At 73.0% G+C, this 11,699-nt stretch carries 9 protein-coding genes and 1 pseudogene; 4 read left to right on the top strand and 6 right to left on the bottom strand.

Features of this window, described 5'->3' with window-relative positions:
• Nucleotides 1-93: 93 nt before the first annotated feature.
• Complete coding sequence (locus tag SSOG_RS39840; protein WP_009719986.1) at nucleotides 94-1,374, bottom strand: YeeE/YedE family protein; 1,281 nt, start codon at nucleotides 1,372-1,374, stop codon at nucleotides 94-96.
• A 94-nt stretch (nucleotides 1,375-1,468) separates the two neighbouring features.
• Between SSOG_RS39840 and SSOG_RS39835 the strand changes: the two are divergent.
• Nucleotides 1,469-2,997: pseudogene (locus SSOG_RS39835) on the top strand (amidase).
• Between the two features lie 7 nt (nucleotides 2,998-3,004).
• Here SSOG_RS39835 and SSOG_RS39830 read toward each other — a convergent pair.
• The 5 genes from SSOG_RS39830 to SSOG_RS39810 are packed head-to-tail and all read right to left on the bottom strand — an operon-like array spanning nucleotide 3,005 to nucleotide 8,430.
• Nucleotides 3,005-3,469 carry a ribose-5-phosphate isomerase gene (locus tag SSOG_RS39830; protein ID WP_009719984.1) on the bottom strand — a complete coding sequence of 155 codons (465 nt, stop codon included), beginning with the start codon at nucleotides 3,467-3,469 and terminating at the stop codon, nucleotides 3,005-3,007.
• A complete protein-coding gene (locus tag SSOG_RS39825) occupies nucleotides 3,466-5,232 on the bottom strand; it encodes a dihydroxyacetone kinase family protein (RefSeq protein WP_009719983.1) in 1,767 nt (588 codons plus the stop codon). The genes SSOG_RS39830 and SSOG_RS39825 overlap by 4 nt, the downstream gene beginning before the upstream one ends.
• Entirely contained in the window at nucleotides 5,229-6,689 is a 1,461-nt protein-coding gene (locus SSOG_RS39820) for an FGGY-family carbohydrate kinase (protein WP_009719982.1), read from the bottom strand. The genes SSOG_RS39825 and SSOG_RS39820 overlap by 4 nt, the downstream gene beginning before the upstream one ends.
• The gene (locus tag SSOG_RS39815) at nucleotides 6,686-7,756 is read right to left on the bottom strand and encodes a 2-hydroxyacid dehydrogenase (RefSeq protein WP_009719981.1); all 1,071 of its coding nucleotides are present in this window, start codon (nucleotides 7,754-7,756) and stop codon (nucleotides 6,686-6,688) included. Before SSOG_RS39815 ends, SSOG_RS39820 begins: the two co-directional genes overlap by 4 nt.
• Nucleotides 7,757-7,761: 5 nt before the next feature.
• The gene (locus tag SSOG_RS39810; protein WP_009719980.1) at nucleotides 7,762-8,430 is read right to left on the bottom strand and encodes an HAD family hydrolase; all 669 of its coding nucleotides are present in this window, start codon (nucleotides 8,428-8,430) and stop codon (nucleotides 7,762-7,764) included.
• Nucleotides 8,431-8,545: 115 nt separating this feature from the next.
• Here SSOG_RS39810 and SSOG_RS39805 point away from each other — a divergent pair, with 115 nt between their 5' ends.
• The 3 genes from SSOG_RS39805 to SSOG_RS39795 form a co-directional block, all read left to right on the top strand.
• Complete coding sequence (locus SSOG_RS39805; protein ID WP_009719979.1) at nucleotides 8,546-9,349, top strand: DeoR/GlpR family DNA-binding transcription regulator; 804 nt, start codon at nucleotides 8,546-8,548, stop codon at nucleotides 9,347-9,349.
• Between the two features lie 105 nt (nucleotides 9,350-9,454).
• Complete coding sequence (locus SSOG_RS39800) at nucleotides 9,455-10,717, top strand: MFS transporter (RefSeq protein WP_050800118.1); 1,263 nt, start codon at nucleotides 9,455-9,457, stop codon at nucleotides 10,715-10,717.
• Between the two features lie 115 nt (nucleotides 10,718-10,832).
• The coding region (locus tag SSOG_RS39795; RefSeq protein WP_039939811.1) for an AMP-binding protein at nucleotides 10,833-11,699 on the top strand (867 nt) is incomplete at its 3' end.

The following is an 11,699-nucleotide window of genomic DNA, read 5'->3' as shown; positions in this document are numbered from 1 at the left end:
CGCGCGCACATTAGCGCGTGGGCGCGGTGCTCTTGTACTGGAGAGTCAGGAGCGTGCCGACTCCCTCGGCACCCCTCGGTCCCCCTCGGTACCTCAGCAGACGCCGTCGCCCGGCTTCGGGTTCCCGAGCCCGAACAGCGGCCGCAGCTTGAGCCCGGCCCAGGTGCCGAGGAGGGCGAAGGCGCCCCAGAGCCAGCCGTGGAGGCTGCCGGAGGCGATGCCCGCGAGGTACGCGCCGATGTTGCAGCCGCCCGCCAGCCGGGCGCCGATGCCCATCAGCACTCCGCCGAGCACCGCCGCGACGGCCGTCCGCCAGGGCACGCCGCGGTGGAGCGTCCAGGTGCCGCCGAGCGCCGCGGCGGCCGCCGCGCCGATCATGATGCCGATGTCGGTGAGGCTGGTCTTGTCCGCGAGCACCGGCCCGGCGAGCATCTCCTGGTTTCCGGGCTGCTGCCACCAGCTCCAGCTCTCCGGATGGCCGCCGAGGGCGCGTACCAGCTCCGCTCCCCACAGGCTGAAGGCGCTGGTGACGCCCCACGCCCCGCCGGACACCAGCAGCACTCCGGCCCCCAGCACGGCCAGTGCCACGGCGCCGACGGCCAGCGGCCATGAACCGCGCAGCACCCGGGCGGCGGCGCCGCGCGCGGAGGGCACCGGGCCGATCGGCGGCGGGGTGCGGCGGGCCTGCACGCCCCGGCTGACGAGCACGATGGCGGCGAGCGCGAGGATCGTCACCGCCCAGGAGCCGAACCAGCCGATGTGGTCGGCCAGGACGACCGGTTCCAGGGCGGGCAGGTCCTTCCACAGGTCGAACTGCCAGGCGGCGAGGGTCGCGCCGCCGATGAAGCCGCCGAGGGTGAGCACGATCGACGTCTGTCCAGAGCCGACCGCGAAGAGCGTGCCGGACGCGCAGGCGCCCCCGAGCTGCATGCCGACGGCGAAGACGAACGAGCCGATCAGCAGCCCCAGGCCCAGCGGTCCGGACGAGGGCGCCGGTACGGACCCGAACAGCCCGGTCCCCGTGCCGATGAGCAGGGCGAACAGGGTGGCCGTGGTGCCGAGCAGCAGGGTGTGGGCGCGCAGCCCGGTGCCGTTGCCGACGGCGACCAGTTGCCGCCAGGCGGAGGTGAAGCCGAAGCGGGAGTGGAAGAGGGCGATGCCCAGGCCGAGTCCGAGCAGCAGCAGGACACCGGGCTTGGCTCCGTGCGCGGACCATACGTACGCGGTCAGCACCGCGGCGAGCAGCCCCGACACGGCGAGCGGCACCCGGCGCACCGGCGGCGCGGCGGGCGCCTTTGGCCGGGGCGCGGAGGTGGGTGAGGGGGACAGCAGCGCGGCGGTCTTCGCGGCCTCGGCCTGCGGGGCGGTGGTCACGGGCGGGCTCCGGGGGGCGTTCGGGAAGTGCGGGTGTGGCGGCGACGCGAAAGCGTCTTGCGGCGGACCGCCACCCTATTGTGCGCTGATCGTCATGAGGACTGTGAAAAGGCGGGGCACTGCCGTGGCGCTCGCCACCCTGGTCGTGAGCTCCCTGTGCGCGGGCGCGCCGCATGCGCGGGCTGCTGACGCTGGATTCGATCTCGATACGGCCACCATTCCGGATTACAGGCCCGCATGGCGGACGGTTCGCTGACCTCGTCGGGGCTGACCACCGCGTATCTGCGGCGGATCACGGCCATCGACCCCACGATCCACGCGGTGTTGCGCACCGACCCGACGGCCCTGCGCCAGGCCGCCGCCAGCGATGTTCGGCACCGGCGCGGCGACGTCCGGGGTCCGCTCGACGGGATTCCCGTCCTGGTCAAGGACAATGTGAACACCCGCGGCATGCCCACGACGGCCGGGTCGCTGGCGCTGGCGGGCAGCCCGCCGGACCGCGACGCCGCCCTGGTGGCCCGGCTGCGGGACGCGGGGGCGGTGATCCTCGGCAAGACCAATCTGTCGGAGTGGGCGAACTTCCGTGCGGAGAAGCCGACGTCGGGGTGGTCGGCGGTGGGCGGGCAGACCAACAACCCCTATGTACTGGACCGGAACCCGTGCGGGTCCTCCTCCGGATCGGGTGCCGCGCTCGCCGCGTCGCTGGCACAGGTGGCGATCGGTACCGAGACGGACGGCTCCATCGTGTGCCCGGCCGGGATGAACGGGGTGGTCGGCCACAAGCCCAGCCTGGGCCTGGTCAGCCAGGACGGGGTCGTTCCCATCTCCGCGGAGCAGGACACCGCGGGGCCCATGGCCCGCAATGTGACCGACACCGCGCTCACCCTCGCGGCGATCGGCGATGCCGCACACCTCCCGGACGAGCGGACGGCCCCCGGCGGTCTGCGCGGCAAGCGGATCGGCCTGTGGCGGCTGCCGTCGCTGGGGCCCGAGGTGGATGCCGTGATGACGCGTACCGCGGAGAAGCTGCGGAGCGCGGGAGCCGAGGTGGTCGAGGTGACGCCGCCGTATCAGGAACGGCTGGCCGAGCTGGAATTCCCGGCGCTGCTGAGCGAGTTCCACCGGGACATCGACGCCTATCTCGCCACCCGCGAGGGGCCACGGAACCTCGCCGGGCTGGTCGAGTTCAACCGCGCCCACCCGGCGGAGCGGACCTGCTTCGCCGGGCAGGAGCTGTTCGAGCGGGCGCTGGCCGCGCCACCCACCACCGACCCCGCCTACCGGGCCATGCGGGCCGAGTTGAAGGACCTCTCCCGGCGTTCGATCGACGAGACCATGGCCGCCCATCGGCTGGACGCCATCGCCTCGCCGACGAACCCGCCCGCGTGGACGACGGACTGTGCCCGGGGCGACAACGATGTGATCCCGTCCTCGACACCCGCGGCCGTGGCGGGCTACCCGTCACTGTCGGTGCCTGCCGGGTCGGTGGACGAGCTGCCGGTGGGCGTGCTCCTCATGGCCGGTGACCGCGAGGACGGCAGGCTCCTCACGCTGGGGGCCGCGGTGGAGCGGCGGCTTCACGCCTGGCGGTCACCACGCTACCTGCCCTCGAACACGCCCTGAGCCGGGGTCAGCTCTCGTAGCTCTGGATGGCGGCCACCTTCTCCGCCGAGGAGGAGGTCTCGTCGAACCGCTGGGCGAGCCAGTCGTCGGTGAGCGCGCGGGCGAGTTCGAGTCCTATGACGCGCTGGCCGAAGCAGAGCACCTGGGCGTTGTTGCTGAGGACGGAGCGGCGTACGGAGTAGCTGTCGTGGGCGGTGACCGCGCGGATGCCGGGGACCTTGTTGGCGCTGATGGCCACGCCGAGGCCGGTGCCGCACACCAGGAGGGCGCGGTCGGCGGTGCCGTCGGCGACGCGGCGGGCCGCCTCGACCGCGACGTGCGGGTAGGCGGTGTGCTCGTCGCTGCCCACACCGACGTCGATGACCTCGGCGACCCGGGGGTCGTCCAGCAGGTCCTGCTTGAGGGCTTCCTTGTAGCCGTATCCGGCGTCGTCGCAGCCGACGACGATCCGGAACGGAGTCGCGGTGGTCATACGGCATCGCTTCCTGTCGTCGTGGGGAGGTTGGCGACCGCGGTCAGCACCGCGGCGAGTGAGGTGGCTCCGGGGTCGGGGGTGCCCACGCTGCGGTCGGCGAGGGGGCGGGCGCGGCCGAGGCGGGGGCGCAGGGTGGCGGTGTTCTCGGCGGCCGTACGGGCTTCCGCCGTGGCGGACGCGTACGCCTCGGCCACCGGGGCTCCGGCGCGCAGCCGCATCGCGAAGGCGGTGGCGAACGGGGCGAGCGCGTCGACCAGGGTCTTGTCGCCCACTTCGGCGCCGCCGAGCGAGGTGACGGCGGTGAGCGCCTCCATGGCGGCCGACGCCAGGTCCTCGCGCCCGGGCGCCCGGTCCGCCGGGAGTACGGCGCCGAGGGCGCGCAGCGCCGCACCCCACAGGGCGCCCGAGGTGCCCCCGGCCTCGGCCGCCCAGGCGTCGCCCGCGGCGGTGAGCACCGCTGCCGGGGCGAGCCGTTCGGCGTGCGCCTTCTCGGCGGCGGCCAGTGCCGCGTCGACGCCCTTGCACATGCCGCGGCCGTGGTCGCCGTCGCCCGCGACCGCGTCCAGCCGCCCCAGCGCCTCCGCGTCCCGGTGCAGCACGTCGCGGGCGGCGCGCAGGGCGTGGACGGCCACCTCCGCGGCCTCGGCCGCCGCGCCGGACGCGGCGGCGGCCCGGTCCCGGCGGCGCGGGGCCTCGGCGTTCCGTACGGCGGTGTCGGCGGCGGTGGTGTCGGCGGTCGTGCCGGCCGGGGGTTCGGTCAGGGCGCCGCGGCGGAAGGCGGGGGTGTCGGCGGGGGCGCGCCACAGCCGTTCCAGCTCGTCGTCCAGCCAGGTCAGGGTGAGGGAGCAGCCCGCCATGTCGAGGCTGGTGACGAGTTCGCCGACCTCGGGGCGTACGGGGGTGAGCCCGGCGTCGTCCAGCAGCCGGACCACGGCGCCCCACAGCACGTACAGCTCCTCGTACTTGGTGGCGCCGAGGCCGTTGAGGACGACGGCGACGCGCCCGCCGTCGCCCGCGTCGACGGGCCGGTCGGCCAGCAGCCCGGTCACCAGGGTGCGGGCCAGCTCCTCCGCCGTGCCCAGGGCGTCCTCGCTCACGCCCGGTTCGCCGTGGATGCCGAGCCCGAGCCCGAGGCGGCCCTCGGGGACGGTGAACAGGGGTGTTTCGCCGCCCGGCAGGGTGCAGCCGTCGAAGGCCACGCCGAGGGTGCGGGTACGGGCGTTGGTGTGCTCGGCGACGCGGATGACGTCCTCCAGCGGGGCGCCCTCCTCGGCCGCGGCCGACGCGGTCTTGAAGACGACGAAGCCGCCCGCGATGCCACGCCGTCGCGCCGTCTGGTCGGCGGGTGCGGAGGCGATGTCGTCGGTGACGGCGAAGCAGTGGGCGGGTATGCCGTCGCCCGTGAGCTGCCGTGCCGCGAGGCCGAAGTTCATCACGTCACCGGCGTAGTTGCCGAAGAGGAAGAGGACCCCGCCGCCCGCCTCCGCCGCCTCGGCGACCGAACGGGCGCGGGCGGCCGACGGGGAGGTGAACACGTCGCCGATGACGGAGCCGTCGGCGAACCCGGGGCCGACGACACCGCAGAAGGCGGGGTAGTGGCCGGAGCCGCCGCCGGTGAGGACGGCCACCTTGCCCGCGGGGGTGGGGCGGGCGCGCACCACCCCGCCGGGCACGGCCCGTACGTGCTCGGGATGGGCGGCGGCGAACCCGGTGATCATGTCGTCGGTGAACCGGGCGGGGTCGTTGAAGAGCCTGGTCATCGTGTGCTCCAGCCGTCGCGTGCGGCATCGAGGGCGAGGCGGTAGTCGGCGTAGCCCTCGGCGTAGTGGTCGATCAGCCCGCGCTCGGCGGGCACGGTACGGCGCGGGGCACGCCACGCGGCGGCGTCGACGGGCGTGCCCAGGGAGTGCCAGGCGGTCTGGGCGGCTCCGCGGATGCCCACGGCGTCGTCGCAGACGTCCAGGTCGCGGCCGAGGACTCCGGCGAAGATGCGTGCCCATTCCCCGGAGCGCGCGCCGCCGCCGCACGCGGTGATGGAGCCGCAGACGCCGAGGGTGTCCATGCAGTGCCGGGCCGAGTACGCGACGGCCTCGCACAGCGCGCGCACCAGGTCGGCGCGCCCGGTCAGCGGGGAGAGCCCGTCGAACCGGCCGCGGGCGCGCGCGTCGACGAAGGGGGCGCGCTCACCGCTGGCGGACAGGAACGGCAGTGCGGTGACGCCGGAGGCGCCGGGCGGGGACTGTACGAGCAGCGCGTCCAGCGCCTCGATCTTCACGTCGAGCAGCTTCAGCAGCCAGTCCAGGCCCGCGGTGCCGATCATGGCGGGCATGACGCGCAGGAACCGGCCCTCGTACGGGGTGGCCAGGACCATTCCGGCCGGTTCGTCGGCGGCGGCCGGGCGCGGTTCGCTGTCGAGGATCTGGGCGGCGAGGGTGGTGCCGATGATGAGGTTGCCCTCGCCGGGTTCGGCGACGCCCGAGCCGAAGGCGCAGGCGGGGATGTCGAACGGGCCGGCGGAGACCGGCAGTCCGGCGGGCAGGCCGAGCCGCCGGGCGGCGTCGGGCAGCAGCCGGTGGAGGGTGCCGGGCGGCGCCGGGTCCGGCAGCAGCCGTCGGTGGCCGGAGAGTCCGCACAGGTCGAGCGCGGTCTCGTCGTACGTACGGGTGGCGACGTCGAGGAACGGCTGCGAGGCGTCGGAGGCGTCGACGGTCACGGCGCCGGTCAGCCGCTGGACGACGGCGTCCACGCAGTACCCGGCGACATGGGCCGCCTCCAGCCGCTCCGGCTCGTGTTCGGCGAGGTGGGCCAGCAGGGGCGCGGCGGAGCCGGGGAACAGGCCGACGCCGGTGCGCCCGTGCAGGGCGCGCAGGGTGCCGTCGGCGGTCCACCGGTCGAGCCGGTCCGCGGCCCGGCCGTCCATCCAGGACAGCGCGCGGCCGACGGGGGCGCCGCCTGCGTCGCGCAGCCACAGCCCGTCGCCCTGTCCGGTGAGGGCGAGGGCCTCGACCGGTTCGCCGCCCATCTCGGCGGCGTCGGCGAGGGCCGCCCGTACGACGGTCTCCACGGTGCCCACGACGTCGTCCAGGTCCTGTTCGACGCGCTGGCCTGGCAGGGTGTAGACGGTGCTGCGGGCCTCGTGGGCGGGGGTGGTGCGGCCGTCGCGGGAGATCAGCTGGGCCTTGGTGACCGACGTACCGATGTCCACTCCGACGATCATGATCGGCCTCCGGTCAGCACCTCCGGGTTGGCGACGTGCCGCAGCGGGTCGCCGCGCAGGAACCGGGCGGCCTCGGCGGCGGTGATCATGGCGGCCCGGTCGGCGGTCTGCCGGGTGGCGCCCGCCAGATGCGGCGTGGTGATGACGTTGGGCGCGCGGTGCAGCGGCCAGTCGGCCGGGGGCGGTTCGACGTCGTAGACGTCGAGGGCGAGCGCACCGAGCCGGCCGGACTCCAGCAGGGCGGGCAGCGGGGCGTAGTCGAGCAGATCGCCGCGGGCCGAGTTGACGAGGACGGCGCCCTCGGGCAGCAGGGCGAGGTTGTCGGCGTTGAGCAGATGCCGCGTCTCGGGGGTGACCCGGGCGTGCAGGCTCACCACCGAGCTGCGCCGCAACAGGTCGTCCAGGGCGGTGAGTTCGACACCGTCGGCCTGCGCCTTGGCCTTGTCCGCGTACGGGTCGGATACGAGGACGTGGGCGCCGAAGGCGCGCAGCACGCGGGCGACGATCGCGCCGATGGCCCCGTAGCCGACGAGGCCGACAGTGGCGCCGTCGAGTTCGAGACCGGCGTTCTCGTAGGCGTAGTAGTCGCCGCGCCACATGCCCTCCTTGAGGGCGGCGTCGGCGAAGGTGATGCGGCGCAGCGAGGCGAGGATCAGGCCGACGGCGAATTCGGCGGCCGCGGCGGCGTTGCGCCCCGGGGTGAAGGTGACGGGGATCCCGGCGGCGGTGGCGGCGGCCACGTCCACGTTGACGGGGCCGCCGCGGGCCACGCCGATGAACTTCAGCCGGGGTGCCTCGCGGATGACACGGGCGGTGAAGGGAGCCATCTGGGTGAGGGCGACGCTCGCGTCGCCGAGCGCCTCCAGCACCTGGTCCTCGGTGCCGCTGGCCTCCTTGACGCCGCCGTTCCCGTCGGCGTCGGCGCCGACCGGGCCGAAGGGTTCGTTGGGCCAGCGGGTGCGCAGCGTGCGGAAGGTCAGCCCGGCGGAGGGCAGGGCCTCGCCGAGGGCGGCGGAGAAGAGGTCGGGGGCGATGAAGTCGTCGCCTGCTACCAGGACCGTGGTCATGTCGGTCACTCCCCTCGGGCGTCGAGCTTGCTGAGCAGGAAGTCGCGTACGGCGCCATGGTCCGGGGAGCGGAAGGCGGCGGCCGCGAGGGCGTCCTCGGCCGGTGGGTACTGCGGATTGGGGATGGCCACGACGGTCATCCCGGCGGCCGCGGCGGCGCGCAGTCCGTTGCTGGAGTCCTCGACCGCGAGACAGCGCTCCGGGGCCACGCCGAGTGCGTTCGCGGCGGCGAGATAGACGTCCGGGCTGGGCTTTCCGCGCGGCACCTCGGCGCTGGAGACGGTCGCCTTGAAGTGGTGGTCGACCCCGTGGTGGACGAGGACGGCGTCGATGACCCGGCGCGGCGCGGAGGAGGCGAGCGCGACGGGTCCGCGCTCGGCGGTGGCGGTGATCATCTCGCGGGCTCCGGGCAGCAGCTCGATGCGCCCGTCGGCCAGCGCCTGGACCATGCCGTCGACGACCGTCCGTTCGGTGGTTTCCGCGGGATCGCCCTCCCCGCAGAACCGGGTGAGGTAGGCGGCCCACTCGGGGGCGCTCATCCCCTGCACGTCACGGGTCTGTTCCGGGCCCCAGGAACGGCCGTGTGCCGCGGCGTACGCGGTCCACAGCTCCTCCCACAGATGCTCGCTCTCCACCAGGACGCCGTCCATGTCGAAGACCACTGCGTCGGCCATGCGTACCCCTGATCTCCTGGCTGATGATTGCGTCGTTGCGTCACAGCGAAATTAACAGTCTCTCTGTGACTTGTCACTGGTTACATGTGAGAAATCGGCACGGCAGGATGGAGCCATGACTCTCCCGTCTTCGCGCGGTGCGCGCCAACAGCGACACCAACTGATCGTCGACCACGTCCTGGCCCGGGGGGATGCCACCGTGGCCGAGCTCGCCGAGCTGACCGGCGTCAGCCTGATGACGGTCCACCGGGACATCGCCGAGCTGGCGGACCGCGGCATTCTGCGCAAATACCACGGCGGTGTCTCCGCGCAGCCCTCGATGGTCTTCGAGTCCAGTTCGGACTTCCGGCTGCACGCGCACGCCGACGAGAAGGAGGTGCTGGCCCGCGCCGCGCTGTCGTTCGTGGCCCCGGGGATGTCGGTGATGCTGGACGACTCGACCACGGCGCTGGCCCTGGCGCGGCTGTTGCCCGAGGTGGGGCCGCTGACCGTGGTGACCAACTACCGCCTGATCACGGAGGAGCTGAGGGGGGCCGAGGGCATCCGGCTGATCTGCGTGGGCGGCGAGTACTCGCGCACCCATGACTCATGGATCGGACTGCCGGCCATCGACATGATCAGCGGCGTCTCCGTCGACCTGACCGTGCTGTCCACCTCCGGGATGACCGCGGGCATGACGTTCCACCAGGAGCAGGAGATCGTCAGCATCAAGCGGGCGGCCCGGCAGGCGGGCGCGACGAGCGTACTGCTCATGGACCACAGCAAGGTGGGCCGCCGGGCGCTGCACCGGCTGGAGAGCGTGGACTCCTTCGACCATGTGCTGCTGACCGGCCCGGTGGACGAGGAGCTGCTGCGGGAGATGCGGGAGCTGACCGATGTGCGGGTGATCGAGGTGAATGAGGTGAACGAGGCAGAATAATTAACATCCCGGCTCGTTATTTTTACCAAGACTCTTGATATTTCTCTCGGCGCGCTTGAGTATCTGCGGTCACGTACTCCGTCACACCTCAGAGTGGAGGTAGCGATGCCGAAAGCCTTGGTCCTGGGCTATGTGGGCGTGCTCCTGTTCATGATCGGCGATGGTGTCGAATCCGGCTTCATCGCCCCGTACATGGCCGACCACGGCGCCGCGACGGACGTACGGGCCGGGTACGTCATCACGGTGTACGGCATCGCCGTCATGCTGGCGTCCTGGTTCTCCGGTGCGCTCTGCCAGGTGTGGGGGCCGCGCCGGGTGATGTGGATCGGCCTGGTGATCTGGGCCGTCTTCGATGCCGCGTATCTGCTCTTCGCGCTGGGCACCGAGAACTACCCGCTGATGCTGCTCTTCTACGGCATCCGGGGCTTCGGCTACCCGCTCTTCGCGTTCGGCTTCCTCGTATGGATCACCAATACGGCGCCGAAGGCCCGGCTCGGCACCGCTGTCGGCTGGTTCTACTTCGCCTTCACGGGCGGCCTGCCCACCCTCGGCTCGCTGTGGTCGAGCCTGACCATCCCCTCGTTCGGCCGCCTCGGCACACTGTGGTCCGCCCTCGCCCTCATCCTCCTCGGCGGCGCCATCGCCCTGGTCGGCGCGCGGCGGAGGCCCGGCGGTGACCGGATGGCGCCGCCGGAGGTCACCACCGGGCAGAGCCTGCTCAACTCCGTCTCCATCATCTGGACCCATCCGCGCGTCCTGGTGGGCTGCCTGGTCCGGGTCATCAACACGGCCCCCGAGTTCGGCATGCTGGTGTACCTGCCGCGGATCTTCTCCGACGACATCGGCTTCGGCGAGGACAAGTGGCTCCAGCTGCTGGCGATCATCTACGGCACGAACATCTTCTTCAACCTCATCTTCGGTGTGCTCTCCGACCGCATCGGCTGGCGCACGACCATCGCCGGTTTCGGCGCCCTGGGCTGCGCGATCAGCGTCACGACGCTGTACTTCGTACCGGTGTGGCTCGGCCCGGACTACTTCTGGGTCGCGGTGCTCGCGGGCATGTTCTACGGGGCGACCCTCGCGGGCTTCGTTCCCATCTCGGCGCTCATCCCGTCGATGGCCCCGGAGAACAAGGGCGGTTCGATGGCCCTGCTCAACCTGGGCGCGGGCGGCGCGGCCTTCGTCGGCCCGGCGCTCGCCAGCCTGTTCTTCCCCCTCGTCGGCGCGGGCGGGGTCACGCTCGTCTTCCTCGCCCTGTACCTGGTGGCCTTCGTGCTGACGCTGCTGCTGAAGCTGCCGGAGGAGCGGGAGGGCGAGCCGGTGGCGCCCGCCGCGTCCCGGACGGACGCGGCCGCGGCGTCGTCGTAGCTCTCCGCCCGGTCCGTCTGGTCCGCCCGGTCCGCACGGGTCGTCCATGGCCGGAACCTGGTGCTCCCGTTCGCCCCTCCCTCAGGGTGGAAGCGAGCGAACGAGGAGAGCCTTGATGTCCGGACCGAATGGCGAGACCACGCTCCTGCGCGTCTTGCTGGACGCCGCCGAGGTGGCTCCCGACCAGGTGCTGGTGCATATGCGGGGAGACGGTGGCGAGCGGACCGTCACGTACGCGCAGTTGCGGGACGACGCACTGCGCGTGGCCGGGGGCTATCGCGCGGCCGGTGTGGCCCCCGGCAGTTGTGTCCCCGTGCTCGCCGACCGCGGTGACGACTTCCAGGCGATGTTCTGGGGCGCGCTGGCGGCAGGGCTCGTCCCGGTGCCGCTGGCGGCGCATGCGGGGCGGTTGCTGCCGGTGTGGGAGCTGCTCGGCCGCCCACCGGTGGCCGTCGACGAGACCACCGCGGAGCTGCTGGGCGAACTCCCCTCCGACGTACGGTTCTTGAGGCTGGAAACGCTCCGGCAGGGGAACCCGCCCGGCCTCCTGCCGGAGGCCGCCCCCGGTGACGTGGCCTTCCTCCAGTTCTCGTCGGGCAGCACCGGGGCGCCCAAAGGCGTGGAGCTGACCCACGCCTGCGTCCTGGCCAACCTGGCGCAGATCCGCACCGCCGCGGGCCTCACGTCCGACGATGTGGTGGCGAGCTGGATGCCGTACTTCCACGACATGGGGCTCATCGGCACCCATCTGGCCCCGCTCGCCGCCCGCGCCAAGCAGGTGCGGCTGGAGCCGCTGTCGTTCGCCAAACGGCCCGCGCTGTGGCTGGAGACCGCGGCCCGGCACCGGGCTACGGTCCTGTCCGCGGCCAACTTCGCCCTCGCGCTGGCCGCACGGCGGATCCCCGACGAGGTGTACGGCCGACTCGACCTGTCCGCCGTGCGGTTGATGCTGGTGGGCGCCGAGCCGATCGCCCCGGCGGTG

It is taken from the genome of Streptomyces himastatinicus ATCC 53653, from assembly GCF_000158915.1.
GTDB lineage: Bacteria > Actinomycetota > Actinomycetes > Streptomycetales > Streptomycetaceae > Streptomyces > Streptomyces himastatinicus.
The sequence above is the reverse complement of the archived record's forward strand: the minus strand, read 5'-3'. Positions and strand labels throughout refer to the sequence as shown.

Excerpts from the sequence above, each read along its gene's own strand:
- SSOG_RS39830 (WP_009719984.1), bottom strand. The coding sequence starts at position 3,469 with ATGACCACCGCGACTCCGTTCCGGATCGTCGTCGGCTGCGACGACGCC.
- SSOG_RS39825 (WP_009719983.1), bottom strand. The coding sequence starts at position 5,232 with ATGACCAGGCTCTTCAACGACCCCGCCCGGTTCACCGACGACATGATC.
- SSOG_RS39820 (WP_009719982.1), bottom strand. The coding sequence starts at position 6,689 with ATGATCGTCGGAGTGGACATCGGTACGTCGGTCACCAAGGCCCAGCTG.
- SSOG_RS39815 (WP_009719981.1), bottom strand. The coding sequence starts at position 7,756 with ATGACCACGGTCCTGGTAGCAGGCGACGACTTCATCGCCCCCGACCTC.
- SSOG_RS39810 (WP_009719980.1), bottom strand. The coding sequence starts at position 8,430 with ATGGCCGACGCAGTGGTCTTCGACATGGACGGCGTCCTGGTGGAGAGC.
- SSOG_RS39805 (WP_009719979.1), top strand. The coding sequence starts at position 8,546 with ATGACTCTCCCGTCTTCGCGCGGTGCGCGCCAACAGCGACACCAACTG.
- SSOG_RS39800 (WP_050800118.1), top strand. The coding sequence starts at position 9,455 with ATGCCGAAAGCCTTGGTCCTGGGCTATGTGGGCGTGCTCCTGTTCATG.